The organism is Achromobacter spanius (assembly GCF_029637605.1).
In the GTDB taxonomy this organism is placed as follows: Bacteria; Pseudomonadota; Gammaproteobacteria; order Burkholderiales; family Burkholderiaceae_B; genus Achromobacter; species Achromobacter spanius_E.
In genome coordinates this window covers 3,531,123-3,555,735 of sequence record NZ_CP121261.1, presented here as the reverse complement: position 1 = coordinate 3,555,735, position 24,613 = coordinate 3,531,123, and the positions used below count along the sequence as shown (strand labels likewise).

The window sequence follows — 24,613 nt, the reverse complement described above, 5'->3', positions numbered from 1 at the left end:
TCCTTTCCCGACCGCGCTCCAGCATGCCTGCGGCGCGGCATCGTATCGAGCCTTGCCCATGACTGATTTGTCTACCCCGCCCGCCGCCGCGGTCATTGCCCAACCCACGGTTCACTTGCCTCGCAGCGAAGATTTTCTGCTGTGGCCGCCGTGCTTGCAGTCCTACGGCTATCGCATCGTCGACCAGTTGTTCGCCACCCGCAGCGTGGCGCGCGGGCCGGTTACGCGCGAGCTGGAACGCGGTCCTGAAGTCCAGGTCCAGTACGAATCCGAAGGCGTGCAACGCGGCCTGCCGGAATTCATGGACCGCAACAACGTGGCCGGCCTGCTGGCGATACGCAAAGGGCGTGTGGTGCTGGAGCGTTACGGCCTGGGCCTGCGGCCGAGCGACCGCTGGTCCACGATGTCGACCATCAAGTCCGTGACCGCGCTGTTGGTGGGCGCGGCCGTGCAGGACGGCGCCATCCACAGCATCGACGACCCCGTCACGCACTATCTGCCCGCCATGCAAGGCTGCGCCTACGAACAGGTGACGGTGCGCCACCTGATGACGATGTGCTCGGGCATGGCGTGGACCGAGGACTACACGGACAAGCAGTCGGATGTGAACCGCTACAGCAAGTCGCTGGCGGACAAGACGCCAGGCGGTGTGCTGGCGCTGCTGCGCGCCTGCCGCCGCCTGCATGCGCCGGGCGAGGTCTGGCACTACAACACGGGCGACACGTACTTGCTGGGCGCACTGATTTCAGCGGCAACCGGCAGCACCTTGGCCGACTATCTGTCGCGCAAGATCTGGCAGCCCTATGGCATGGAGTTCGACGCCTTCTACACACTGGAATCCGAGAACGGGCAGGAGATCGGCGGTAGCCGTGCCGGCATGGCGCTGCGAGATCTGGGGAGGGTGGGGCAGTTTGTCTTGGATGACGGCGTCATCGGTGGCCGGCGCGTGTTGCCGGAGGGCTGGATCGATCAGGCGGGAACGGTGGCGCACGCGGTACCGGAAGCGTTCCATGCCGCCAGCCGCCAGGCGTTGGGGCTGACGGGCTATGGCTATAGCTGGTGGCTGCGCGAAGACGGCGCGATGATGGCGATGGGCCATTCCGGGCAGCGCATATACATAGACCGGCGTCGGGCGCTGGTGGTGGTGCAACTGGCCGCTTATCCGGAACCCCGCTATCTCAGCGCCAACGAGCCGGATCGCGATGCAGAGCTAGGCCGCGTGATCGCGGCCATTCAGGATGCGGGCTGATCGTGGCTTCGTTCAGCGACCCGTATCCGGATAGTTCGGACCCGCGTCGTGAAAGCCGCCTTCACTGTAGGGGTTGACGGCGCCGGGGTGAGGCGGGCCGCCCGGGCTGGAGGTGCAGCCGCTTATCACCACGGCGCTTGCCAGCAGGGCAAGCAAACGAATCAATGAGCGTGTCATGTCAGTCTCCCGCGGCTGCGCCTTGGCAAGCGCGTCGTACGCAGCGTGTGCGGAAGATTATAGGCGCCGATCAGTTCTCAAGCGTGGGGGCGAGCAAGGCGAAAACCTTGCCTTGGTTGTTGGCGCTGGAGAGCAATTCGGCGATCGACACGCCGTTGCGGGGATTGAGGGTCAGGGCGATGGTCCGCTTGTCGCCGCTGGCGAAGCGGGCGATGGCTTGGCAGGCGTCGTCGTTGTCGTCGAAGCCGGCCAGGGACTTTTGGTCCTCACAGCGTTTTTGGCTGTCGCTGACCAGCTTGTCGAACTGCTTGGCGCGCTGCTTGTCCGGGTTGCCTTCGCCGGGTTCGGCGGTGAGGTTGTAACGCTTGAAGAGTTCCACGCTGCGTTTGACGTAGCCGTCGTCCTTCACGGACAGGCTGCCGGACATGACGCGCAGTTCCGCCAAGGGCGCCAGCGCGCGGTCGATACGGCCCATGCCCATCATGCCCATCATGGCCAGCCCGACCAGCGCGTCGCGGTCTTCCGCCAGGGAAACCGCGCCGTTGACCCGTTCCAGGTTTAACGCCAGTTCGGCGTTCAGCGCCTCGGGTTGTTCCAGGGTCAATTGCAGTTCGGCGTTGTCGTCGTCACGCTGATAGTCCCAGCGCACCCGCAGGTTGGCGGGCGGCAGGTCCAGCTTGCCGGCGCGGCGGGCCAGGTCTGTCTGGCTGAGCACGCTGGTGCCGTTGGGCAGGGCGGCGCCTTCGATCGTGACGTCGCCGCTGCGGCGGTCGCTGGTGTTGCGCAGGCCGCTGATCTTGACGGTGTCGATCAGGGCGATGGGCGAGCCCGCCGGGCCGACCGTCACCTGTTTCAGTTTGGCGGACCCGAAGGGCGACGCCGAAATGCTCTGCCAGCGCACCATGTCGCGCTGGCCGGTCTTGTCCAGCAGCGCCACGATTTCGTCTTCCGCCTTGCCGGAGGCGTAGGCGCCCAAGCCCCACCAGGCGCAGGCCAGCACCACGACGACACCGCCTGCGATCAGGCCTTTCTTTTGTTTGATCATTGGGTTGCTCGTCTGGCGGTTAGGGTTGGTTCGCTTGGTCGATGACGGCCTGGGCCTTCTCCGGCGTCCAGTCCGGCAGGCCCAGCATCATGCGGGCGCCGACCAAGGGGTCGTTCAGGTCGGCGCAGCCCGCCTTCTGGCAAGCGACGGGCGCGGCTTGGCCCAGCGTCAGCAAGGTCAGCGGCAGGCCGTTGTCGTCCTGGCGCTTGGTGTCCAGCGTGAGCTCGCCCGGCGCCAGATACCAGCCTTCCTTCATGGCCTTCTGGCCGGGCAGGCGGATCTCATACGGCCAGTCGGCCACGGCGTCGTTGTCCTGGTGGTCGTCCACATGGATCACCATGCGCACGGCGGCCTTGCGGCCAGCCATCAGGGCCTTGTAGTCGCCGCCGGTCAGCAGGTCGTAGCGCACGTCGCGCTGCATGCGTCCCAGGATGCCCTTGGGGTCGCTCTTGGCCTGATCAACCAGATTTTGATATTGGCGCAGGTTGTCGCGTTCCTGGTTGGCCAGGCGCATCCGTTCCTCGCGCTTCTTGCGGGCGAGTATTTCGTCGCGCTTGAACAGGTAGTTCTGGGCGTACTGCAGGTTGTAGCGCCACTCGCCCCGGGGCTTGCCGGTGCGCCAGTCGGTCGGGCGGTCGGCGGTGATCATGTAGAGCAGATGCTCGATCTTGTCGCCGATAGCGCCTTGCTCGAAATCGTCCGAGAACACAATGCGGGCATTGCCGGCGTCCGGCACGGCGGTGCGCTCCAGCACGCGCAGTGCGCCGTCCACGGCCACCTTGATGTCGGTGGCGTTGCGGAACACGTCCGCGTTTTCGGTGACGACGTCGATGCGGGTGTAGCGCCACACATCCAGGCCGCTGCCATACGACATGCGTTCGGCACGCAGCAAATAATGGGAACGGCTGGCGGGATCGCTGTCCAGGTGGAACCACAGGGAGCCATCGTCGTCGACATGCGCCAGGCGGGTGGCGGCAACGGGCGAGGTGAACGGAATGCCGCCCGCCATCCAGACGTCGTTGCTTTGCGCGATGCGCGCGCCGTCGGAGCGCTCAAGCCGCAGCCGGCCCTTGCCCGTGGCGTAGCCGTCGGGACCGCAGGACATGCCATCGGTTTTCAGCGTGATGTATTGGGCGCCTTCGCCCAGGCGGAACGTCGACACGACCTTGCAGCCGTTCTGGTCCTGCATGGTCTTCAGCCGCTGCGTGCCGGCCATGACGGCGGCGGGCGACGGCGGCGTCCAGCCGTTGACGGCGAAGGCGGTCTGCACGGCGGGGGCGGGAGTCGGGGCTGCGGCGGGGGCTGCGGCGGGGGCTGCGGTTGCGGCAGGTGCGGTGGCAGGCGCGGCAGCAGGCACAGCGGCAGGCGCGGTAGTGGCCGGAGCGGCAACAGGGGGCGGGGTAACCGGTGCTGCCGCCACGGCGGGGGCGGCAGGCTCGACGGCGGCCGGTGCGGCGGCGGCCGGTGCCGCGGCCGTGGGCGCAGGCGTTGCCACTTGAGCGGGCTGCGGCGCGGCGGCTGCGGGAGCCGGCGCTTGCGTTGCGGCTGGCGCTGCGGCGACGGCGGGCGCGGCATCTGGAGTTGCGGCTACTGCGGGTGTAGCGGGTGTAGCGGGTGTTGCAGGCGCAGCCGGCGCGGCAGCGGCTGCAACTTGCATCGCCCAGCCCGCGGCTTTGGTGCTGGTGCCGTCCGCGACGCGCGCGCCGGCGTTTGTAACGCTGGTCCAGCGCAGGTCAACGGCTTGCGGGCATTGTTTGCCGAGCAGCACGCCGATCTTGGGCAGCAAGCGGCCGAGCGCGGCGGCGTCGGGGGCGGCGCCGTACACGGCGCGTAGATCCAGATGCGGACCGCACCACGGCGAACCGGTGGCGTGGTCGATGAAGATCTCGATGTTTTCCGCTTTGGAATATGCCAGGCGATACGCCTCGGCGTGCGCCGGCAAGCTGCCGACGCTTGCGGCTATTGCCGCGGCCACGCAAACCTTCTTCATGCTTTTCGCCTTGCCCCTGTTCGCTTTGGTTTACAGTATAACATTGCGAATCATTTGACATTAAATGATACGTATATTTTGAATGTTCCTATTCAGGGTAAAACTCAACAATATCAAGGGGTTGTGTAGTGTCTTCAGCTTTCATCGGATGGGTTTCGGCAAAAGCGGCAAATGGGTCCGATGGCAGCCGTGCATTTTGCGCAATAGTGTCCCTTTCCGCCGTGATGGCGTTGAGCGGTTGCGTCAGTACCGGCTCGGGCAAGATGGGCCTGGATTTCGGCGAAGTATTGGCCAAGGAACAGCAGGTTTTCACCGTCAATGGCGAGCGCGCGGCGCTGCGCCGTTACTACAACGATTCGTACGACATCAAGCTGTATGGCCAGAAGAAGGTCATGGAGCTTGAGGTCAAGGGCGCGTCCATGATGGTGGCGAATGTGTCCGAAGTGCCGGGCGCGACGCTGATCACGCTGGATGTGCCGGAACTTGGCTGCAATCACGTCTATCACGTGTACCGCGTGTCGGGCGTGCAATCGTCCAAGTGGCAGAACAGCTATCGCAGTTGCGAAGGTCCGCTGTCGTTCCAAGTGGCCAACGGCCAGTGGACGGCGCGCCAAACGGTAAAGCCGGCCGTCGGCAAGCCTTACATGCTGGTCTACCAGGACGGCAATCTGTACACGCGCCCGCTTGAAGTGACCAAGCCGCGTGTGCCGGCCAAACCGCGCCCGAAGGCGCCGCCCAAGGCCAAGCCCGCCGCGCCCACGGCCCCCGTGGCCGATGCCGTCAACCTGGACGACGTGGCCGCGCCTGCTGCCGCCGCCGCCAATCTGGACGAGATCGACGCGCCGCCGCCCGGCAAGATCAACACCAGCGGCTTGAAGGCCGACACGGCCAGCGACGTGAAGATGAAGGACGAAAAGTAAAACGCGACGACGGGTGAAAACGCAACGTCATGCGGCGGGGGCGGGTGGCAACGCCGGGCCAATAGTTACGGTCTTGCGTTTTATCCGAGGCCCGTCGCAGCGTTGCCGATACGCTTGCACCGCGTCGGAATCCGAGGGCTGGAAATAGGGGTGGTCGTCGTACTGCGCCTCGCGCATCGCCGCGTACAGGCGGCGGCCCCATACGCACTGCGCCTGGGCCTCGTCCCACAAGCGCGTCGCCTGTTCCGGCTGGCCGTTGCGCCATAGCGCCAAGCCGTAGTCGGCCACGATTTCCTCGTTGCGCGATATCTCGCGGTACGACGCGCGCATCAGGCGCAGGCCTTCCTCGGTGTCGCCTCGCAAGCTAAGGATCCAGCCCAGCGTGCCCTGGTTGTAGGGGTTGGGACCCCACAGGCGGATGGACCGGCGCGCTTCCTCTTCGGCTTGCGGCAGGTAGTCGGGAAAGTCCGCCAGGTAATAGGCAATATCGTTGGGCCAATCCGTGTCGCTTGCCCGGGGCGGGCGGCCGGGCTTGGTCTGGCGACGTTGCAGCGTCTGTGCGTCGGCCAGCGCCAGGTCGGGCATGCCCAGCAGCCGTTCCAGGCCCAGGCGGTCGCTCAGCAGCGGGGTTTCGACGGGCGCGAACGATTCCGGAAACCGCCATTTGCGTGATTGCATCAGCCAGTGGCGCGCGTCGTCTTGCCGGCCGACCATCAGCAATAGCTGAGCCAGATCCAGTTGCTGGCGAAGGGTGTCGGCGCATTGCATGGTCTGGATCAACTGCTGCGCGCCGGCGGCATCGTTCTGGCTGAACTTGCGGTTGATGGCGTCCAGCTCGTCAAAGCACGCCCTGTTGTCGGTGACGGGCGCATCGATGGACAGGGACAGGGAGGCTGCCGGCACGTTGTGGCTGAAATAGGCCGTGGCGCCTTGGCGGGTGGTGTAGCCCAGGTCTACCCATTGTTCGCCCCAGCGCTGGTGCATGGTCAGGATGTAGGGCCAGGCCGGCACGGGTTCCTTGTCGTTGCCGCTGGAATGCAGTTGGAAAAAGTGGCCCCAGGGGCCGTCGCCCACGCGGCGGATCAGCGTGAAATCTTCGGGCTGGAACGCCTTGTCCGTCCACACCCAGGCGGTGCGGCCTTCGGCGTCGGTGGTGCCGTGCAGAATGCCGTCCTGGCTGGGCGTGTTGCGAATGGCGTCCTGCTTGCCCGTCAGGAACAGGCGGTAGGGCGTGTTGGGCGCGGGCGCGCTGTCGCGGTTGTTCAGCAAGGTCAGCGTCAGGCTCTGGCCATGCGGACCCACGCCGTATTGGGCCATGCCGGGGGGCGGGGTGGCGCTTGACGCCGCCGTGACGTCGGCCTGGGCGCCGGTTGGCATCAGCAGTGCGGCGGCGGCCAGCAATAGCGGGGTAAACGGGTGCTGCATCGGAAATGTCATGGGGGCTGCGGGGCGGCGTCCGGGGATGGGGTTGGGCGAGCCGAATTGTGTCACGAACCCCTATTTCGCCGACAGCGCTGGGCACCAGGCCGACAGGCCCTGTTCAGCCGGGTCGGCAAGTGGGTATTTCAGCGGATTTTCCGGCATTTGCGCTAGGATGATCGGCGCAATAACCCGTCACGACTTCCGCCTCCCCTGGAGAAACCCCGCATGACCGCCCTAGACTCGTTCGCCATCACCAAGAAGTGGCCCGCCCAGCATCCTGACCGCATCCAGTTGTATTCGCTGCCCACGCCCAATGGCGTGAAAGCGTCGATCCTGCTGGAAGAAATCGGCCTGCCCTACGAGGCCCACCGGGTCGCGTTCGACAAGCAGGACCAGTTTTCGCCCGAGTTCCTGTCGCTGAGCCCGAACAACAAGATTCCGGCCATCCTTGACCCCAATGGCCCGGACGGCAAGCCGCTGGCGCTGTTTGAGTCCGGCGCCATCCTGATCTACCTGGCCAGCAAGACCGGCCAGTTCATCCCCACGGACACGGCCGGGCGCTACGAGACGCTGCAATGGGTGATGTTCCAGATGGGCGGCATCGGCCCGATGTTTGGCCAACTGGGCTTCTTTCATAAGTTCGCCGGCAAGGACTACGAAGACAAGCGTCCGCTGGAACGCTATGTGGCGGAATCCAAGCGCCTGCTGGCCGTGCTGGACCAGCGCCTGGAAGGCCGCGACTGGGTCATGGGCGACGAATACACCGTGGCCGACATCGCCATCCTGCCGTGGGTGCGCAACCTGGTGGGCTTTTACGACGCAGGCAACCTGGTCGAGTTCTCGCGGTTCAAGAACGTGGCCCGCGTGCTGGAAACGTTTGTTGCTCGTCCGGCCGTGGTGCGGGGCCTGACCATTCCGGCCTAGGCATGGAACTGCGCCAACTGCGTTACTTCGTGCGCGTGGTCGAAGCGGGCAGCATCGGCCGCGCGGCCACGTCCATCGGCATGGTCACGTCGGCGCTCAGCCAGCAGATCAGCCGGCTGGAAGGCGAGCTGTCCACCCGGCTGCTGCAACGCAGCGCCAGTGGCGTGGTGCCAACGGATGCGGGTTTGGCGTTTTTCAGGCAGGCGCAACTGGCGCTGCGCCATGCCGATGACGCCGTGCAGGCCGCGCAGCAGGCGCGGCTGGCAGGCCATGTCAGCGTGGGCTTGTCGTCCACCACCGCCGCCATCCTGGGCGCGCCGTTCCTGCAAGCCATGAACGAGCGCTACCCCGACATTCGGCTGCATCTGGTCGAGGCGTTGTCGGGCCATCTGGCCGACATGCTCAACGGCCGCCTGCTGGACCTGGCCATCGTGTTCCAGGCCGAATCCGCGCGCCGCTGGAGCATCATGCCGCTGCTGGACGAGCCCCTGTTCCTGTGCGCGCGGCGCGACATGCCGGGCGTGCCGGACGGCGACACGACGCGGCTGGCCGATATCGCGCATCTGCCGCTGGTGCTGCCCAGCGGGCGCCACGGGCTGCGGGCACTGGTCAACAATGCGTTTCTGCAACTGGGGCAGACGCCGCGCGTGGTGGCCGAAGTTGATGGCCTGTCGTTGCTGATGGACGTGGTGCAATTGGGCAACGCGGCCACCATCCAGCCCAGTTCGGCCACGGCGCGCATCGCGCCCGGGCAGTTGCACATGGCGCGTATTGAAGACGCCCACCTGTTTCGCCCCAATCTGCTGGTCAGCCTGTCCGACGATGAACTGTCGCCCGCGGCGCTGGCCGCCCGGCTGGTGTTGGCCGATGTGTCGCGCACCCTGGCGCGCGACGGCAAATGGGCGGTGGTGGCTCTTCACGATTCGTGAAGACCTGTTGACGCCCGCCTGATATCGCACGGGCCATCCAATAGGTAGAGTCGTCCCCTTGATGTGAGGGGCAATGACATGGTGGATGTCTTGGTGGTGGGCGGGGGCAACGCGGCGCTGTGCGCGGCCCTGATGGCGCGTGAGGCTGGCGCAAGCGTGTTGCTGCTGGAGGCCGCGCCGCGCGAATGGCGGGGCGGCAATTCGCAGCACACGCGCAATTTGCGCTGCATGCACGACGCCCCGCAGGACGTGCTGACCGACGCCTATCCCGAAGAGGAATACTGGCAAGACCTGCTGAAGGTCACGGGCGGGCAGACCAACGAACACCTGGCGCGGCTGGTCATCCGCGAATCTTCCACCTGTCGCGACTGGATGCGCCGCCACGGCGTGAACTTCCAGCCGCCGCTGTCGGGCGCGCTGCACGTGGCGCGCACCAACGCCTTTTTCATGGGCGGCGGCAAGGCGCTGGTGAATGCCTATTACCGCAGCGCCGAGGCGCTGGGCGTGCAGATCCGCTACAACGCGCCGGTGGATGCGCTGGAACTGGAAGACGGCCGTTTCAAGGCCGCGCGCATCGGGGATGAGCGCATCGAGGCCCGCGCCTGTGTGCTGGCCGCGGGCGGCTTCGAGTCCAACCGGGAGTGGCTGCGCGAAGCCTGGGGCCAGAACGAACGCGGCGAATGGCCGGCCGACAATTTCCTGATCCGTGGCACGCGCTTCAACATGGGCGTGCTGCTGAAATTCATGTTGGACGCGGGGGCGGACGGCATCGGCGACCCGTCCCAATCGCACTGCGTGGCGATCGACGCGCGCGCCCCGCTGTACGACGGTGGCATCTGTACCCGCATCGATTGCGTGTCGCTGGGTGTGGTGGTCAACCGCGACGCCGTGCGCTTCTACGACGAAGGCGAAGACTTCTGGCCCAAGCGCTACGCCATCTGGGGCCGCCTGACGGCGATGCAGCCTGGCCAGATCGCCTATTCCATCATCGACGCCAAGGCCATCGGCCGCTTCATGCCGCCGGTGTTTCCCGGCGTGAAGGCCGACACGCTGCCCGAGCTGGCCGACAAGCTGGGGCTGGACCCCGCCACCTTTGAACAAACCCTGCGCGACTACAACGCCGCCTGCCGCGTCGGCACCTTCGACCACACCGCGCTGGACGACTGCCACACCGAAGGCATCGCGCCCGCCAAGACACATTGGGCGCGGCCGATCGATACCGCGCCGTTCTACGGCTACGCCCTGCGCCCCGGCATCACCTTTACCTATCTGGGCTTGAAGGTGGACGACACCGCTGCCGTGCGCTTTAACGACGTGCCCAGCGACAACCTGTTCGTGGCCGGCGAAATGATGGCCGGCAACGTGCTGGGCAAGGGCTATACGGCGGGCGTGGGCATGTCCATCGGCACGGCGTTCGGCCGTATTGCCGGCACCCGGGCCGCCGCCGCCGCGCGCGCCCAGACCCTTGCGAAGAGCACGATATGAAGCAGCTTGAAGCCCTGGCCCGCGAGGCGCAGTCGTTTTCCACCCCGCATTCCTCGACGCCTGGCGGCCCCGCCGGGGCGGAGCAACCTGCGATGTCGGCCGCCATGGTCGAGCACCCCGTCCAGTGGCGCGGCAAGACCGCCAAGCCACAGGCCGACTTGCTGACCGAAGACGAAACCGAAGTCGCGCGCGTCATGCAGATATGCAATGCCTGCCGCTATTGCGAAGGGTTCTGCGCGGTGTTTCCGGCCATGACGCGCCGGCTGGAATTCGGCAAGGCCGACCTGAACTACCTGGCCAACCTGTGCCACAACTGCGGCGCCTGTCTGCACGCCTGCCAGTACGCGCCGCCGCATGAATTCGCGGTGAACGTGCCGCAGGCCATGGCCAAGGTGCGCGTGCAGACCTACACCGACTACGCCTGGCCCGCCGCGCTGGGCACGCTGTACAAGCGCAACGGGCTGGTCTTGTCGTTGGCCACCGCCGGCGGCCTGGCGCTGTTCCTGGTGTTGGCCGTGCTGATGGCGGGCGGGCTGTTTCATGAGCCCATGGCGGGCAACTTCTACGCCGTGTTCCCGCACAACACGCTGGCGCTGATGTTTGGCGTGGTATTTGGTTTTTCGATGCTGGCCCTGGCGGTGGGCGTCACACGCTTCTGGCGCAACGTCAGCCCGGGGGCAGCGTCCGGCGCGGCCGTGGCTGAAGCCGCGCACGACGCGTTGCGGCTGCGCTATCTGGACGGCGGCCATGGCAAGGGCTGCAACAACGCGGACGACGCCTTCACCTTGTGGCGGCGGCGCTTTCATCACTTCACGTTCTACGGCTTCATGCTGTGTTTCGCGGCCACCTGCGTGGCCACGCTGTACCACTATCTGCTGGGCCAGCAGGCGCCGTATCCGTTCTTCAGCGCGCCGGTGCTGCTGGGCACGGTGGGCGGCATCGGCCTGCTGATCGGGCCGGCCGGGCTGCTGTGGTTGAACATCAAGCGCCATCCGCAGCAAGGCGATGCCGCGCAAAAACCGATGGACCGGGGCTTTATCGTGCTGCTGTTCCTGACCAGCGCCACCGGCCTGGCGCTGTTGGCCGGGCGTGATGGCAGCGCGATGGCGCTGCTGCTGGCCATTCACCTGGGCGTGGTGATGGCGCTGTTCCTGACCCTGCCCTACGGCAAGTTCGCGCACGGCATCTACCGCTCGGCCGCGCTGCTCAAGTGGTCGATCGAAAAGCGCCAGCCCAACAAGCTGCAACTCGGGTCGGACTGAGCGCCGGTCCTATCCGCCACGGGTATGACGGCGCCCAGGAAGGGCGCCGCATTCGATTACAAACGAGGAGACATCAATGAGCCAACCCCGATTGCTGGCGCGCGTTGCGCTGGCCGCCTGTTTCACGCCGTTGCTGCCGGTGGCGCATGCGCAGACCTTCCCGACCAAGCCCATCACGCTGGTCGTGCCGCACTCGGCGGGCGGCACGTCGGACATCCTGGCGCGCACCGTCGCGGCCGAAGCGGGCAAGACGCTGGGCCAGACCATCATCATCGAGAACAAGGGCGGCGCCAACGGCACCATCGCCGCCAAGCAGGTGGCCACATCCGCGCCGGACGGCTACACGCTGCTGCTGGCCACCGCCAGCACGCACGGCATCAACCCGTCACTGTATTCGCGCATTTCGTACGACGCGGTCAAGGACTTCACGCCCGTCACGCTGTTGGCCACGGTGCCCAACGTGCTGGTGATCGGCCCCAACGTCAAGGCCGCCAATGTGCAGGAGCTGATCGGCTACATCCGTGGACAGGGCGACAAGACCAACATGGGGTCGGCGGGCGCGGGCACGCCGGGCCATCTGGCCGGCGAGATGTTCAAGAGTTCGGCGAAGCTGGCGTTCACGCATGTGCCGTACAAGGGCGGCAGCCCCGCCATTACCGATTTGATCGGCGGCCAGATCGACTTCATGTTCACGACCATTCCGGGCGTGCTGCCGCATGTGAAGGCGGGCACCTTGCGCGCGCTGGCGGTCACGTCGCCCGAACGGTCGCCGGCCTTGCCCGATGTGCCCACGATGGCCGAGTCCGGCCTGCCGGGCTTTCAGGCGGTGTCGTGGCACGGCGTGGTGGCGCCATCGGGCACGCCGGACGCCGTGGTCGCGAAGCTTAACCAGGCCTTGAGCGGCGCGTTGGCCGCGCCCGCCGTGAAGCAACGCTTGATGGAAGAGGGCGCTCAGGCCTCCAACGTGAACACGGCCGCGTTCGGCAAGTTCATCCAGACCGAGATTGCAACCTGGGCACAGGCGGTGAAGGATTCCGGCGCGACTGCAAACTGAAGCGGGGCGGTGGCCGGCGGGGCGCATGCTAGGATTTCCGGCATGCTGAAAACCTTGTTGTTTACGCTGCTGGCGGCCCTGCCGGCAGCAGCTCTTGCCGCGACTCCTGTTCCCGCGAACACCGCGTCCACGGATGCCGCCTCCACGCGTTCATCTTCCTCTCATGACCAGCAATGCCTGTACGCCGCCAAGCAGGACGGCGGCATGCTGGAACCCGCCGATCATTGTGCGTGGATGGAGGGCGACACGGTCGTGTTCGCGGCCGATGTGCTTGGGCGCATGGACTTCAACGAGGATGGCTTGTCGCCGGTATTCACGCAAGGATCGTGGCGCTGGGTACGGCCCGATGGAAAATCGGTAGCCGTCGTCACCTTCGACAATTTCGCGGATGACTTCGAAGACGGCCTGACGCGCGGGCCGTGGTCGGGCGGCATGGCCTATTACGACACGCGGCTCAACCGCGTGCTGGCCACCCCTTACGAATGGGTCGACCGCTACAGCGGCGGGCTGGCCGTGGTGTGCGAAGGCTGCCGCACGGCCCGTACACCGGACGGTGAGCACAGCTACATGACGGGCGGCCAATGGGGCGCCATCGACCGCCAGGGCAAGCTGGCCCTGCCCCTGAGACCGGACGCGGCATCCTTGCTGAGCGAGGTCGAGGCGGCACGCGCGGCGGCCGCGCCTACGGGTCGCTAAGGACAACCCCGCTCACCACGAACCCGCTGATCACAAACCGCTGACCCTAACCACCCCCCAGCAGCTTGCCCAGCGTCGCCATCCCCTGTTCCATGTCGGCGTTCCACGGGTGCCCATGGTTCAAGCGCAGGAAATTCCGAAAGGCGCCCGACGACGAAAACAGCGGCCCCGGCGCGATGCTGATGCCGTGATCCAGCGCCGCGCGGTGGACCTTCAGCGTGTCGATGTGCGCAGGCAATTCCACCCACACAAAGTACCCGCCCGCGGGCCGCGTGGCGCGCGTACCCTTTGGGAAATAGCGCGCCACGGCTTGCAGCAGTTCGCCTTGCTGCACGGCCAGTGCCTGGCGGAACTGGCGCAGGTGGCGGTCGTAGCCGCCTTTTTCCAGATAGGCGGCAATGGCGGCCTGCGTGGGCGCGGCGGTCGCCAGGCTGGTGGTGAGCTTGTTGCGCATGATCTGCCGCGCATAGCGTCCGCCTGCCACCCAGCCCACGCGGTAACCCGGCGCCAGCGTCTTCGAAAACGACGAGCAGTGCATCACGATGCCTTCCTTGTCGAAGGCCTTGGCCGGGCGCGGCCGGTGTTCGCCAAAATACAGTTCGCCGTAGACGTCGTCTTCAATCAGCGCAATGTCATGTCGGGTCAGCAGTCGGACCAGCGCTTCCTTTTTTCTGTCGGGCATCAGGCTGCCCAGCGGATTCTGGAACGTGGTCATCAACCAGCAGGCGCGCGGCCGGTGCTGCACGATGGCGTCTTCCAGCGCTTGCAGGTCGATGCCTTCGCGCGGATGCGTGGCCACTTCGATGGCGTGGAGCTGGTTGCGTTCCAGCGATTGCAGGGCGGCGTAGAACGTGGGGGATTCCACGATGACCGCATCGCCGGGCTGGGTCACCGCCGCCAGGCTCAGGTTCAGCGCGTCCAGCGCGCCGTTGGTGATGATGATGTCGTCCACCGGCACCGTCAGGCCATCGGCCAGATAGCGCAACGCGATGGCGCGGCGCAGCGCCGCGTCGCCCGGGCTGAGGTCGTCGATGGACCCCCAGGGGTCCAGCCGCTGTGCAGCCGACGCCATGAATTTGCCCAGCCGCGCGTAGGGCAGCAGCGAGGGGCTGGGAAAAGCGGATCCAAAAGGCGTCATGTCGCGGCGCAGCGTGGCGTTCAGCACTTGCAGCACGTTGTCGCTGACGTCCACCGGGTGACGGCCGGCGGGGGCGCTGGACAAGCCGTCCAGCTCGGGCAGGGCGGCCTGCGGCGCACGCAGCACGTAGTAGCCGGACCGGTCGCGCGCGCGGATCAGGCCGCGCGCTTCCAGCAGGTAATAGGCCTTGAACACCGTGGACGGGCTGACGCCCCGGCTGGCGCTCGTCTGCCGCACCGAGGGCAGGCGGTCACCCACTTGCAGCAAGCCCGAACGGATTGAGGCGGTGATGTCTTCCGTCAGCCTTTCATAGCGCTTCATGGCGGTTCCGATTCAAAGGGAAAAGGGTGGGGCAGGCGTGGGCGCGCGGACTCATGTTGACATGCCGACGGCACGCATCAGCAGCCGCAGCGCGTAGGCCGCGACGCCCAGCGCCGCGACACTGGCGGCCCAGATCAGCAGCAGCCAAAGCAGGCGGCTGCGCCACGAAGCCGGTGTCGGGCGGGTGGCGCCCGGGGGTGTCATCAAGGCAGGCATTAATGGAATTCCTCGCCGGTGCGGACCTTGCCGCGAAATACGTAGTACGACCAGGCGGTATAGACCAGGATAATCGGAATGATCAGCAGCGCGCCGACCAAGGCGAAGCCCTGGCTTTGCGGGGGCGCGGACGCCGTCCAGATCGAGATGTCAGGCGGAATGATGGCGGGCCAGATGCTGATGCCCAGGCCGGTGTAGGCCAGGAACACCAGCGCCAGCGACAGCAGGAAGGGGCCGGCGGCGGGCGTGCCGCGCACACGCCGGATCAGGTCGAAACCGGCGGCGGCCACCAGCACCGGCACGGGCAGAAACCAGAACATATTGGGCAGGCTGAACCAGCGCTGCGCAATCTGCGGTTGCGCCAAGGGCGTCCACACGCTTAGCACCACGATCACGGCAAGCAGTGTGTATGTCAGCGGCCGCGCGATAGCGCACATGTGGCGGTGCAGCCGGCCTTCGGTCTTCATGATGAGCCAGGTGCAGCCCAGCAAGGCGTAGCCCGCCACCAGGCCCAGGCCGGTGAACAGCGAGAACGGGCTGATCCAGTCCCATGCGCCGCCTTGGTAAGCACGCCCCACCACGGCGATGCCTTCGATGTAGGCGCCCAGCGTCACGCCCTGGAAGAACGTGGCCGTGACCGAGCCGAACACGAAGGCAAGGTCCCAGTAAGGGCGATGGTGTTCGTCGGCCTTGAAGCGGAATTCGAACGCCACGCCCCGAAACACCAGGCCCAGCAGCATGAACACCAGCGGCAGGTGCAGCGCACTGAGTATCACGGAATACGCCAGCGGAAACGCCGCCATCAGGCCCGCGCCGCCCAGCACCAGCCAGGTTTCGTTGCCGTCCCAGACAGGCGCCACGGTGTTGACCATGACGTCGCGTTCTTCGCGGTCGCGGATCAGCGGAAACAGGATGCCGATGCCCAGGTCAAAGCCATCCATGACCACGTACATCATCACGCCAAACAGGATGATGACGGCCCATATCAATGCAAGGTCGATACCCATGGCGTCAGACTCCGGAAGGCTTGCGAGGCGCGGCTTCGATGCCCGCCAGCGTGGACGCGGCGGACAGTGGGCGCGAGGGTTGGCGCGGTTCACCCGGGCCGCCCGAGAGCGGCGCGTGGCCGGGCGCGGGGCTTGGGCCCATGCGGATCAGGCGCAGCATGTACGACACGCCGGCGCCAAACACCAGCAGGTACACGACCACGAACAAGGCCAGCGTCAGCGTCAGTTCGCCGACGCCATGCGGCGTGGCCGCGTCGGCCGTGCGCATCACGCCGTAGACGATCCACGGCTGGCGGCCGATTTCGGTCACGTACCAGCCGGCCAGCATCGCGACGATGCCTGATGGCCCCATCCACAGCGCAAAGCGTTGCAGCGCGCGCGACTCATACAGCCGTCCGCGCCAGCGCGTCCACAGCGCCCAGCCGGCCAGCAGAATCATTAGCATGCCCAGTCCGGCCATGATGCGAAACGACCAGAACACCACGGTGGCGTTGGGCCGGTCTTCGGGCGGATACGACTTCAGCCCGGGAAACTGGCCGTCCCAGCTATGCGTCAGGATCAGGCTGCCCAGGCGCGGGACGTTCAGCGCAAAGCGCGTTTCTTCGCGCTCCATGTCGGGAATGCCGAAGAGCGTCAGGGGCACGCCGGCGCCGGGTTCGCTTTCCCAATGGCCTTCAATGGCGGCGATCTTGGCGGGCTGGTGCTTCAGCGTGTTCAGGCCGTGAAAGTCGCCCACCACGGCTTGCAGCGGCGCCACCAGCAAGAGCATGCCCATCGCCATGGCAAACATCTTCTTCACGGCGGGGCTGCGGTCACCGCGCAGCAGGTGCCACGCGCCGGACGCGCCCACCATCAGCGCGGTCGCCAGGAACGCGGCGATGCCCATGTGCGCCAGGCGGTACGGGAACGACGGGTTGAAGATCACGGCGAGCCAGTCGGTGGGTACGACGCGGCCATCCAGGATTTCGTAGCCGGCGGGCGTCTGCATCCAGCTGTTGGACGCCAGGATCCACGTGGCCGACACCAGCGTGCCCAGCGCCACCATGATGGTCGAGAAAAAGTGCAGGCCCGGGCCTACGCGTGTCCAGCCGAACAGCATCACGCCCAGGAAGCCGGCTTCCAGGAAGAAGGCGGTCAGCACTTCGTAGGCCAGTAGCGGCCCCGTGACGCTGCCGGCGAAGTCCGAGAAAAAGCTCCAGTTGGTGCCGAACTGGTACGCCATCACCAGGCCGGACACCACGCCCATGCCGAAGTTGACGGCGAAGATCTTGGTCCAGAAGTGGTAAAGGTCGCGATAGACGGGCTTGCCCGTGCGCAGCCAGAAGCCTTCCAGCACGGCCAGGTAACTGGCCAGGCCTATCGTGATGGCGGGAAATACGATGTGAAATGAAATGGTGAACCCGAACTGTATTCGGGCAAGCAATAGCGCGTCGCCATGCATAGCGGTCTTCCTGATAAGCGGTGTCCTACGCTTCGAACGGTAGATCCGGGGCGCGATGTAGTACAGATTCAGAATCCAGATAAAAAAGCGGATCAGTTGGGCCGGAAGTGCGTCCAAAACCAGGCAGGGTGCAGGCGCGGGCGCTGTGCTTCGCTTAGCTGCAAGTGGCGTGCATGGCCCTGAATAAGCAGATCAGGCCAGCCAGGGCGGGGCAGGCGGCGGCTTTTGGCCCAGGCTGGGCCACGGTTCCAGCCGGCGGTCCATTCGGCTACGATGGGAGCCCGCTGTTGGAACAACCTTCATCGACGCTTGCCGCAGGCCGCCGTCCTTCGCCCAGAGATACCCGATAGTTATGAGCATGACCAAAACGAAGGGCACGTCCAGTAAAGCCCAGGCCTTGCCGCACCGCATCCGCGACCAGTTGCGTTACGAAATCCTGACGGGTGCCTTGCCAGCGGGCACTCCGCTCAAGCAGGACGCCCTGGCCACCCGTTTCCAGGCCAGCCGCATTCCCGTGCGCGAAGCGCTGCGCCAGCTGGAAACCGAAGGCCTGGTGGCCTATCACCTGAACCGCGGCGCCGTCGTCATCCGCATGGACGTGGACCAGATCTGCGAACTGCTCGACATTCGCATCGCGCTGGAAGGCTATGCCGTGCGTGCCGCCGTGCCCAACATGGCGCGGGCCGACCTGGACAACCTGGAAGCCATCCTCAAGGCCTATGACGAGGCCGATTCCGTGTCGGAATGGGCCGAGCTGAATCGCCGCTTCCATCTGGCCTTGTGCGCGCCCGCGAACAACACGCGGCTGCGTCGGCTGATCGAGGAATACGGCTTGAATACCGACCGCTACACGCACGAGATGATGTCGCAGGCCACCGGCAAGGAAGGCCCGCAGACGGACCACTACCGCATCCTGGAAGCCTGTCGGCAGCAGGACGGCGCGTTGGCGGCAAGCCTGGTCGAAGCGCACATCATTGAAACCAAGAAGAACCTGGTGGCCATGCACCGCATGCGCCAGGACGGCTGAACGGCTGAACGGCGGAAGGCCCGCGCGGGGCGGGCCTTCAGGTCTATCAGGACCTAAGCAGCAAGGCGTCTACGCCGCGCGCCCGCCGACGGAAGCCGTGGGCGGGCGCTTCTGCAGGGTGGACCAGACGCTCAATACATATGCTGGCCGCCGTTCATGGCGACATTGCTGCCGGTCATGAAGCCCGCGGCGTCGCTGCAAATGAACGCCACCAGCGCGGCGACCTCTTCGGGTTGGCCAAGCCGCCCGACCGGGATCTGCGGCAGTATCTTTTCTTTCAAGACGTCTTCGGGCACGGCCTGCACCATGCGCGTGTCCAGGTAACCCGGCGACACGGTGTTGACGGTGACGCCCTTGCTGGCCAGTTCCAGCGCCAGAGCTTTTGTGAAGCCATGAATGCCGGCCTTCGACGCGGCGTAGTTGGTCTGGCCGAACGCGCCCTTGCTGCCGTTCACCGACGAAATGTTCACGATGCGGCCCCATCCGCGCGCCGCCATGCCGCCGCATAGTGGCTGCGTCATGTGGAACAGGGAATCCAGGTTGCTGTGCATGACCTCGGTCCAATTTTCCAGGCTCATCTTGGCTAGCCGGGCGTCGCGGGTGATGCCCGCGTTGTTGACCAGGATGTCGATGGTGCGTTCGTCCTGTTCCAGCCGCTGCATCAACGCCTGGCATGAGGCATGGTCGCCGACGTCTACCTGGTATAGCGCGAAGCGTCGGCCGTGCGACGCTTCCTCTTCCGCCCAGGCGTGCGCGGCGCTTTCGCTGGTGTGATACGTGGCGATGACGTCGTGGCCGGCGTCGTGCAGGGCTTGCGCGATGGCCCGGCCCAGGCCGCCCGCGCCGCCTGTCACCAGTGCCGTGCGTTTAGCCGTCATGGTGCGCTCCTGCTTGGCTGGCGTCGCGCATGGCCGAGCACGCGGCGGCCATCTGGTCGGACATGGTCGACCACATTTGCGTCATCGGCGACGAGGCCAGCGTCATACCGCCGCCGGTGACAGTCTTGAACCAGCCGCTCATGGCCTCGCCCAGCCCGGCTGCCAGCGCCGCTTGTTCTTGCAGCGCCGTGTGCGTGATGGCCTGGCTGGCTTCCAGCTGGCTTTGCCATTGCTTGCGGGTGATTTCGCCCCACGCGGGCGCGATGTTTTGCCAGCCGCCGGGCTGCTGCAGCGGAGCCAGCGCGGAAAGGTATTTGGTGGCGTTCTCGTCGGCCAGGCGCCGGCCAAGTTCCAGCCAGCGTTGTTGGCTGTCTTGCGCAAGCTGCGCCAGCCGTTGGCAGTAGGCGGCGTTGGCGTCGGCGATTCCTTGGGGATTGGAGGCAGTAGGTTTCTTCATCATCCGTCCTTGTCGAAGTGGGTAAGGGGTAACGAATCAGTCCTCAAGCCGTCAGGTTGGGGGCAGCCGGCGCGATGCGCATGGCGTGAGTCAACAATAGCCCAGCGCGGGCCCGTAATACCAGCGTGCGTCCGTCGTCTCTTTGCCCATGTATGACCTGGCGCAAACACAGCGTGGCGCGCGCCGCGAGCGCGCGCGGGGATGGCGCCAAAGTAACTTGACGTTACGCCATGCTTGGTGTGTCATGCAGCGACGCCCTTTTGGCGCTGTTTGAACTTTTCAGCGAGGCGGTTTTGCCCACATCAGGAATGACGGTTCGTGTGCCTTCCTGGAGATACCTGCCGGTGGCCTTCGCCTTGGTGCTTCCGGTTGTGGTGTGCGCTGTAGAGACCTGGTTCTATGCCAAAAAGCAGCAGCGCATGGAAGCCGAAGCGGCCGCGCAGATTGTCCGTGTGCAGGTCGAGAACATATTGGCGCAGGCCTGGCCCGTGCTGGACCAGGTGGCGGACCTGACGCCGCAGCCCTGTGCCGATGTGCTGCCCCAACTGCGCCGCTGGGGCACGCTGAACCCGTACTTTCGCTCCCTGGTCTTGTCGAACGAGCGGCACATCTATTGTTCGTCGGCCGTCGGCGAAGTGGATTTTGCACTGGGCGATTTGCGCCAATGGCCCATCGAAGGCACGCCCGACCGCTGGCTGTTTTCCGTGGCGGGTACGCCGTTGGCGCCGGATCGCCCCGCCATCCTGCTGGGCAAGCCGGGCGCGCCCGGATACAGCGGCGCCGTCGCCGTGGATGGACGCTACGTGCTGGACTTGCTTAACGCCGTCGCCACCTTGGGCGACTATCGCCTGGAATTGATCGTGGGCAAGGGGGCGCCGATCCGTAGCGATTCCTGGGGGGCGTCCGACGCGGGCGTTGAACCCGTGTACGACGAGATCACGCGCAACAACGGGCGCGTGGCGCTGACCATCCATGTGAAGGCGCCCACGGCCAGCCTGATCGACGCCTGGCGGCAGCTCTTGCTGGGCTATCTGCCCGCGGCCTTGTTGATTGGCGCGGGCTTGGCTTTCGCCGCTTATCGGCTGCAATTGAACCGGCTGTCGTTCAAGGAGCAGTTGCGCCGCGCCATGCTTGCCGACGAATTCCAGGTGCACTATCAGCCCGTGTATGGACAACTGACGGGGCAGTGCGAAGGCGTCGAAGCGCTGATGCGTTGGAACCGCCCTGGCGTTGGCTTCGTGCGCCCGGACATTTTCATCGCCGCAGCCGAGGCGGAGGGCATGATCATTCCCTTGACGCAGCACCTGCTGCGCTTGATCGAGCGCGACATGCAGTCGTGGGTGACGCCGCCCGACTTTCATGTGGGCGTGAACATCGCGCCCGAACATCTGTCCAGCGCTGCGCTGGTGCCCGACATCCAGGCCTTCGTGGGCAAGGTCGCGGCGCGCCGGCCGTTGATTGTGCTTGAGATCACCGAGCGCAGCCTGATCTCGGACAGCGGCCAGGCCCGCAGCAATATCGATACGCTGCGCGCGGCGGGCGTGCGCGTGGCCATTGATGATTTCGGCACCGGCCATTGCTCGCTGTCGTACCTGCAGAAGTTTCCCGTCGACTATTTGAAGATCGACAAGGGCTTCGTGCAGGCGATCATGCCGTCCGGAGAAGAGGCGCCGGTGCTCGACGTCATCATTACCTTGTCGCATCGCCTGAATCTGGCGGTGGTGGCCGAAGGGGTCGAAACGCAAGAGCAGTTTGATTATCTGACGACGCGCGGCGTGGCTTTCATTCAGGGGTACTTGTTTGCGCGGCCGATGCCGTCGGCCGACTTCGTGCCCTGGTATGCGCGGCATTCGCCGCCTGGCGCGCAAGCGGCGTAGCGGCTGCACATGGCGTGGCTCGCAGTAAAGCGCGCCGGCAGGATCAGGCGGGTTTCGCCTGCGGCTCGACCTTGGCGAAGAACAGGTCCGCGATGGCTTGGCCGTCCATGGGTTCGCCGTTGATGGCGCGCGCCAGCAACTCCGCGCCCAGCAATTGCACCGAAAACACCAGGTCCGGCTGCACGCGCCGGATCTTCTCCAGGTGCTTGCTGGTGTTGACCAGCGCCACCGTTTTCGCGCCGCCTTCGCCCGTTGCTTCCTTGGCGGCCAGCACGATGAATGCGTTTTCGGCGTCGTCGTCGCGCAGCGCCAGCACATAGCGCGCGCGGGTCACGCCGGCGTTATGCAAGACCTCCACACTGGAGGGATCACCTTCGATCAGGTCCGTGGCGGCGGGGTATTCCTGCGGCATGCCGGGCGGCACGATCACGGTGACTTCGTCGCCCCGGCGGCGCAGCCCGGCGTAGACGCTAAGCGCCAGCGGCGTGGCGCCTGCGATGATGATGTGGTTTTTTCTCATGGCCGTGGAAAACCTGCCTTTGACGAGCCGTTTCAAATTGCCGCCGATCACCGGGCCGGCGATCGCGCTGATGGACGTGGCGAACACGGTAATGCCAAGAATGATAATCGACGCGGTGAACAGCCTTGCCGTGAGGCTGTGCGGTGTGATGTCGCCATAGCCCACCGTCGACATGGAGACGATGGCGAAGTAGAACGCGGTGCCTGCATCCTTGACCGCGGGATTGAATTCATCGCCCAGGTACAGCGTGCCGAAGACCGCGTAGATCAGCAGGGACACCACGCTGACCAACGCGAACAGTGAACCCGCCGTAACGCTTGCGCGGTCAAAGCGCCGCCAATAGACAATCAGTGCAATCAGCAACACCAGCGTGTACACGCCCAGCCCCGCGCGCCCGGCCTCGCCAAGAATCGCAAAGGTGCCGATACCGATCAGCAGCACCAGCGAGAACGCCCACGCGATCCGCGCCTTGAGGATAAGGCCGATGGCAATCACTTGCAGGCCTACGCCCAGCACCAGCCGAGGGATCTCCAGCAGCCCGACCACCCGCATCACGTCTTGCCAATTGTCCAGCGCCAGCCAGAACGAATATTCCCGCGCGCTCACTTCCCGCAGCACGGGGTGCATGAAGGCATAGCCATCCAGGGCGACCAGGATGGCCAAACACCAGGTGGGCGAGAACAGTGCGCGGATTTTCTTGAGCCGGCGTGACAGCGAAAGCGAGTTCAGGGGCATTGGGTTTGTCCTTTAGTTCGCATTTTAGGACGATGCGACGAAGCGCCCTGCTATATCAAATAGGTATGGAAGACTATCAACAAAGAATTACTGGATTCCCGGCCCAAGTCATAAACTTCGTTCATCACGCGGCTATCGAAGTGGAAAACCGCTGATATGGATGGAAGGTCGGCCAGCAGTCAGGGCAGGCCCGAGATCCAGGCGTTGATCACGTTGCAGTTTGCGCGGGGACTAGAGACCCGGCGCAAGTTCACGGTCGGACCGTGCGTGAGCAGTATGAGGCACGAATGTTGGAATCGCGTGATCCAGGTAGAAGGCATCAGTGCCGGCTGATGACTCCGGGTTCACGTGTTGTTTTAGCGCGGCGTCTTACCTCTCGGGGGCAGCGCCGCGTTTTTTTCGCCTGTGTTCAGCCCACGGGTTCAGCCAACGGGTTTAGCCAACTACAGTGCGCTGGACCACGCAAGGCCTTACGGGCCGCCTCAGTTTGCCGCGTCCGCATCCTCGGTTTCGCGGCGCCATTCCTCCAGCCCCTCTTGCCGGCTGTCTTCCCCCGAAGTCCGATAGTCCAGATCCAGCGTGATGTCCGCGGCGAACATATAGCCCCAGCCATGCACCGCGCGGATCGGCAAGGTCATTTGATTGGTGGCGGCCTTGCGACGCAGGCGGCTGATCATCACGTCCACAAAGCGTCGACGCGTGATGCCGCTATCGGCATCGTCGGCCCCATCGGCATAGAAGGCGTCGCGGCTGACCTTGCGGTCCGGCGCCGTCACCAGCCGCGACAGGAAATCTCGTTCTCCCGTCGTCAAACCCAGCGTGCGGCCGGTTGGGCTGATCAACGTCCAACCCTTGTTCGCCAGCCGCCAGGCTTCCTGCGGCGGCTCTTCGGCGTGCGCGTCGGCGGCGGCTTCCATGCCGTCCAGCCCCACTGCGCGGCGCACCAAGGCTTGCAGCGCCGCCGCCAATTCCAGGCCGGTTACGTCAGGGGGCAGGCAGGCATCCGCGCCGCAGAGCAACGTCCGGATGCGGCTTTCAGAGTCGGTGAACGCGGCAATCGCCACGATGCCCAAGCCCCGATCCACCGCGCGCAAGCGCACGGCGGCGTTGTGAATATCGGAAAGTGGCGCGTCCAATACCACCAGCGGACTGGGGCGTCGGGAGTAGCGGTCGTAGACGTCGATCAAGTCATGACAGCGGCGTACGCAGAAACCCAAATGAGATAAGGCGTCCACAAGCCTGGTGTGCTTGGCATCGTCATTGCCAAGGAAAATGACATCCAGCGTGTTATTCATTGATGCTTCCAATGAGGGGCGCGGCGTAAGACGGCGCGCCATGACGAGAGCGTGCGGCGGTGTTTTTTTGAATGTGGGCAGGGAATCCGGCCGGTTGCTTGTCCCATGCTGGCCGCCAGGGGCCGGTGGACCAAATGCCGTCTTGAAGTCACGCCCGTGTTTCATTTAAACACGGGCGTGTTTTTTTGTGAAGATACGTTTCTGTAGTTTCTGATGGTAACCGCTGGCGGGTCCGTCCCCCTGGGGAAGCACTTGAAACGGTGATTGTTTTTGTGTTCTTGCGCGGTTGCGGTCAGGGATTATTAAGTATTACCGATACATTATTTTCTATTTTCCATACCGAATCGCTCATAAACTCAACCCGGATTTTTTCAGGCAAGCGGTCCAGTGGCACTGGCGTTGCCAACCGGTTGTACCTGAAGGGCAAGACAGTTAAGTCAATGCCAGATATGAAGTTTTTAAAATAGGGGCAGCGCCGGAGAGGGCGGGCGGCGCACGTCGGGCCAGCAGGCAAGCGCGCGAAAAGTGCGATTTACGGATTAACCCGC

The 24,613-nt window shown here is 65.3% G+C and carries 22 protein-coding genes; 10 read left to right on the top strand and 12 right to left on the bottom strand.

From position 1 onward, the window contains the following. Nucleotides 1-58: 58 nt before the first annotated feature. The gene (locus tag P8T11_RS15810) at nt 59-1,249 is read left to right on the top strand and encodes a serine hydrolase domain-containing protein (protein WP_268081066.1); all 1,191 of its coding nucleotides are present in this window, start codon (nt 59-61) and stop codon (nt 1,247-1,249) included. 12 nt (nt 1,250-1,261) lie between these two features. Here the strand turns inward: P8T11_RS15810 and P8T11_RS15805 are convergent, their stop codons facing one another. The 3 genes from P8T11_RS15805 to P8T11_RS15795 form a co-directional block, all read right to left on the bottom strand. Next, nucleotides 1,262-1,426: a hypothetical protein gene (locus P8T11_RS15805; protein WP_268081067.1), complete on the bottom strand. Its 165-nt coding sequence runs from the start codon at nt 1,424-1,426 to the stop codon at nt 1,262-1,264. A 70-nt stretch (nt 1,427-1,496) separates the two neighbouring features. After that, nucleotides 1,497-2,471, bottom strand: a complete 975-nt coding sequence (locus P8T11_RS15800; RefSeq protein ID WP_268081068.1) for a hypothetical protein — start codon at nt 2,469-2,471, stop codon at nt 1,497-1,499. A 19-nt stretch (nt 2,472-2,490) separates the two neighbouring features. Further along, nucleotides 2,491-4,461: a hypothetical protein gene (locus tag P8T11_RS15795; protein ID WP_268081069.1), complete on the bottom strand. Its 1,971-nt coding sequence runs from the start codon at nt 4,459-4,461 to the stop codon at nt 2,491-2,493. Nucleotides 4,462-4,667: 206 nt separating this feature from the next. Here P8T11_RS15795 and P8T11_RS15790 point away from each other — a divergent pair, with 206 nt between their 5' ends. After that, complete coding sequence (locus tag P8T11_RS15790; RefSeq protein ID WP_268081070.1) at nt 4,668-5,381, top strand: hypothetical protein; 714 nt, start codon at nt 4,668-4,670, stop codon at nt 5,379-5,381. Between the two features lie 27 nt (nt 5,382-5,408). Here P8T11_RS15790 and P8T11_RS15785 read toward each other — a convergent pair whose 3' ends face one another. Next, complete coding sequence (locus tag P8T11_RS15785) at nt 5,409-6,818, bottom strand: tetratricopeptide repeat protein (RefSeq protein ID WP_268081071.1); 1,410 nt, start codon at nt 6,816-6,818, stop codon at nt 5,409-5,411. A 210-nt stretch (nt 6,819-7,028) separates the two neighbouring features. On the opposite strand from P8T11_RS15785, the gene P8T11_RS15780 reads away from it, so the two are divergent. The 6 genes from P8T11_RS15780 to P8T11_RS15755 all read left to right on the top strand — a co-directional run bounded on the left by P8T11_RS15780 (nt 7,029) and on the right by P8T11_RS15755 (nt 13,153). Beyond that, the gene (locus tag P8T11_RS15780) at nt 7,029-7,727 is read left to right on the top strand and encodes a glutathione binding-like protein (RefSeq protein ID WP_268081072.1); all 699 of its coding nucleotides are present in this window, start codon (nt 7,029-7,031) and stop codon (nt 7,725-7,727) included. A 2-nt stretch (nt 7,728-7,729) separates the two neighbouring features. Continuing rightward, complete coding sequence (locus P8T11_RS15775) at nt 7,730-8,656, top strand: LysR family transcriptional regulator (protein WP_268081074.1); 927 nt, start codon at nt 7,730-7,732, stop codon at nt 8,654-8,656. A gap of 78 nt (nt 8,657-8,734) precedes the next feature. Then, the gene (tcuA, locus tag P8T11_RS15770; protein WP_050449450.1) at nt 8,735-10,141 is read left to right on the top strand and encodes an FAD-dependent tricarballylate dehydrogenase TcuA; all 1,407 of its coding nucleotides are present in this window, start codon (nt 8,735-8,737) and stop codon (nt 10,139-10,141) included. Then, nucleotides 10,138-11,403 (top strand): tricarballylate utilization 4Fe-4S protein TcuB, encoded by a 1,266-nt coding sequence (tcuB, locus tag P8T11_RS15765; protein WP_277550057.1) that lies wholly within the window; start codon nt 10,138-10,140, stop codon nt 11,401-11,403. The genes tcuA and tcuB overlap by 4 nt, the downstream gene beginning before the upstream one ends. A gap of 76 nt (nt 11,404-11,479) precedes the next feature. Then, complete coding sequence (locus P8T11_RS15760; protein WP_268081075.1) at nt 11,480-12,457, top strand: Bug family tripartite tricarboxylate transporter substrate binding protein; 978 nt, start codon at nt 11,480-11,482, stop codon at nt 12,455-12,457. Nucleotides 12,458-12,499: 42 nt separating this feature from the next. Beyond that, complete coding sequence (locus P8T11_RS15755) at nt 12,500-13,153, top strand: hypothetical protein (RefSeq protein WP_268081076.1); 654 nt, start codon at nt 12,500-12,502, stop codon at nt 13,151-13,153. Between the two features lie 46 nt (nt 13,154-13,199). On the opposite strand, the gene P8T11_RS15750 is transcribed toward P8T11_RS15755, so the two are convergent. The 4 genes from P8T11_RS15750 to P8T11_RS15735 are packed head-to-tail and all read right to left on the bottom strand — an operon-like array spanning nt 13,200 to nt 17,276. Then, nucleotides 13,200-14,612 (bottom strand): PLP-dependent aminotransferase family protein, encoded by a 1,413-nt coding sequence (locus P8T11_RS15750; protein WP_268081077.1) that lies wholly within the window; start codon nt 14,610-14,612, stop codon nt 13,200-13,202. A gap of 51 nt (nt 14,613-14,663) precedes the next feature. Next, the gene (locus tag P8T11_RS15745; protein WP_418910328.1) at nt 14,664-14,816 is read right to left on the bottom strand and encodes a DUF2474 domain-containing protein; all 153 of its coding nucleotides are present in this window, start codon (nt 14,814-14,816) and stop codon (nt 14,664-14,666) included. 11 nt (nt 14,817-14,827) lie between these two features. After that, entirely contained in the window at nt 14,828-15,835 is a 1,008-nt protein-coding gene (cydB, locus tag P8T11_RS15740) for a cytochrome d ubiquinol oxidase subunit II (RefSeq protein ID WP_268081079.1), read from the bottom strand. A 4-nt stretch (nt 15,836-15,839) separates the two neighbouring features. Then, nucleotides 15,840-17,276, bottom strand: a complete 1,437-nt coding sequence (locus P8T11_RS15735; protein ID WP_268081080.1) for a cytochrome ubiquinol oxidase subunit I — start codon at nt 17,274-17,276, stop codon at nt 15,840-15,842. A 358-nt stretch (nt 17,277-17,634) separates the two neighbouring features. Between P8T11_RS15735 and P8T11_RS15730 the strand changes: the two genes are divergently transcribed. After that, entirely contained in the window at nt 17,635-18,303 is a 669-nt protein-coding gene (locus tag P8T11_RS15730) for a GntR family transcriptional regulator (protein WP_268081081.1), read from the top strand. Between the two features lie 131 nt (nt 18,304-18,434). Here P8T11_RS15730 and phbB read toward each other — a convergent pair whose 3' ends face one another. Together phbB and P8T11_RS15720 are read right to left on the bottom strand one after the other, a co-directional pair. Beyond that, nucleotides 18,435-19,181 (bottom strand): acetoacetyl-CoA reductase, encoded by a 747-nt coding sequence (phbB, locus tag P8T11_RS15725; protein WP_268081082.1) that lies wholly within the window; start codon nt 19,179-19,181, stop codon nt 18,435-18,437. Further along, a complete protein-coding gene (locus P8T11_RS15720) occupies nt 19,171-19,638 on the bottom strand; it encodes a hypothetical protein (protein ID WP_326494515.1) in 468 nt (155 codons plus the stop codon). Before P8T11_RS15720 ends, phbB begins: the two co-directional genes overlap by 11 nt. A 320-nt stretch (nt 19,639-19,958) precedes the next feature. Between P8T11_RS15720 and P8T11_RS15715 the strand changes: the two genes are divergently transcribed. Next, a complete protein-coding gene (locus P8T11_RS15715) occupies nt 19,959-21,515 on the top strand; it encodes an EAL domain-containing protein (RefSeq protein WP_326494516.1) in 1,557 nt (518 codons plus the stop codon). Between the two features lie 43 nt (nt 21,516-21,558). Here P8T11_RS15715 and kch read toward each other — a convergent pair whose 3' ends face one another. After that, on the bottom strand, nt 21,559-22,770 hold the full coding sequence (gene kch / locus P8T11_RS15710; protein ID WP_268081085.1) for a voltage-gated potassium channel protein: 1,212 nt from the start codon (nt 22,768-22,770) through the stop codon (nt 21,559-21,561). Nucleotides 22,771-23,252: 482 nt separating this feature from the next. Next, a complete protein-coding gene (locus P8T11_RS15705) occupies nt 23,253-24,065 on the bottom strand; it encodes a winged helix-turn-helix domain-containing protein (protein WP_268081086.1) in 813 nt (270 codons plus the stop codon). Between the last annotated feature and the right edge of the window lie 548 nt (nt 24,066-24,613).

What these genes read in the sequence shown, in the direction of transcription:
- P8T11_RS15810 (WP_268081066.1), top strand. Translation starts at nt 59, where the DNA reads ATGACTGATTTGTCTACCCCGCCCGCCGCCGCGGTCATTGCCCAACCC.
- P8T11_RS15805 (WP_268081067.1), bottom strand. Translation starts at nt 1,426, where the DNA reads ATGACACGCTCATTGATTCGTTTGCTTGCCCTGCTGGCAAGCGCCGTG.
- P8T11_RS15800 (WP_268081068.1), bottom strand. Translation starts at nt 2,471, where the DNA reads ATGATCAAACAAAAGAAAGGCCTGATCGCAGGCGGTGTCGTCGTGGTG.
- P8T11_RS15795 (WP_268081069.1), bottom strand. Translation starts at nt 4,461, where the DNA reads ATGAAGAAGGTTTGCGTGGCCGCGGCAATAGCCGCAAGCGTCGGCAGC.
- P8T11_RS15785 (WP_268081071.1), bottom strand. Translation starts at nt 6,818, where the DNA reads ATGACATTTCCGATGCAGCACCCGTTTACCCCGCTATTGCTGGCCGCC.
- P8T11_RS15780 (WP_268081072.1), top strand. Translation starts at nt 7,029, where the DNA reads ATGACCGCCCTAGACTCGTTCGCCATCACCAAGAAGTGGCCCGCCCAG.
- P8T11_RS15775 (WP_268081074.1), top strand. Translation starts at nt 7,730, where the DNA reads ATGGAACTGCGCCAACTGCGTTACTTCGTGCGCGTGGTCGAAGCGGGC.
- tcuA (WP_050449450.1), top strand. Translation starts at nt 8,735, where the DNA reads ATGGTGGATGTCTTGGTGGTGGGCGGGGGCAACGCGGCGCTGTGCGCG.
- tcuB (WP_277550057.1), top strand. Translation starts at nt 10,138, where the DNA reads ATGAAGCAGCTTGAAGCCCTGGCCCGCGAGGCGCAGTCGTTTTCCACC.
- P8T11_RS15760 (WP_268081075.1), top strand. Translation starts at nt 11,480, where the DNA reads ATGAGCCAACCCCGATTGCTGGCGCGCGTTGCGCTGGCCGCCTGTTTC.
- P8T11_RS15755 (WP_268081076.1), top strand. Translation starts at nt 12,500, where the DNA reads ATGCTGAAAACCTTGTTGTTTACGCTGCTGGCGGCCCTGCCGGCAGCA.
- P8T11_RS15750 (WP_268081077.1), bottom strand. Translation starts at nt 14,612, where the DNA reads ATGAAGCGCTATGAAAGGCTGACGGAAGACATCACCGCCTCAATCCGT.
- P8T11_RS15745 (WP_418910328.1), bottom strand. Translation starts at nt 14,816, where the DNA reads ATGACACCCCCGGGCGCCACCCGCCCGACACCGGCTTCGTGGCGCAGC.
- cydB (WP_268081079.1), bottom strand. Translation starts at nt 15,835, where the DNA reads ATGGGTATCGACCTTGCATTGATATGGGCCGTCATCATCCTGTTTGGC.
- P8T11_RS15735 (WP_268081080.1), bottom strand. Translation starts at nt 17,276, where the DNA reads ATGCATGGCGACGCGCTATTGCTTGCCCGAATACAGTTCGGGTTCACC.
- P8T11_RS15730 (WP_268081081.1), top strand. Translation starts at nt 17,635, where the DNA reads ATGACCAAAACGAAGGGCACGTCCAGTAAAGCCCAGGCCTTGCCGCAC.
- phbB (WP_268081082.1), bottom strand. Translation starts at nt 19,181, where the DNA reads ATGACGGCTAAACGCACGGCACTGGTGACAGGCGGCGCGGGCGGCCTG.
- P8T11_RS15720 (WP_326494515.1), bottom strand. Translation starts at nt 19,638, where the DNA reads ATGAAGAAACCTACTGCCTCCAATCCCCAAGGAATCGCCGACGCCAAC.
- kch (WP_268081085.1), bottom strand. Translation starts at nt 22,770, where the DNA reads ATGCCCCTGAACTCGCTTTCGCTGTCACGCCGGCTCAAGAAAATCCGC.
- P8T11_RS15705 (WP_268081086.1), bottom strand. Translation starts at nt 24,065, where the DNA reads ATGAATAACACGCTGGATGTCATTTTCCTTGGCAATGACGATGCCAAG.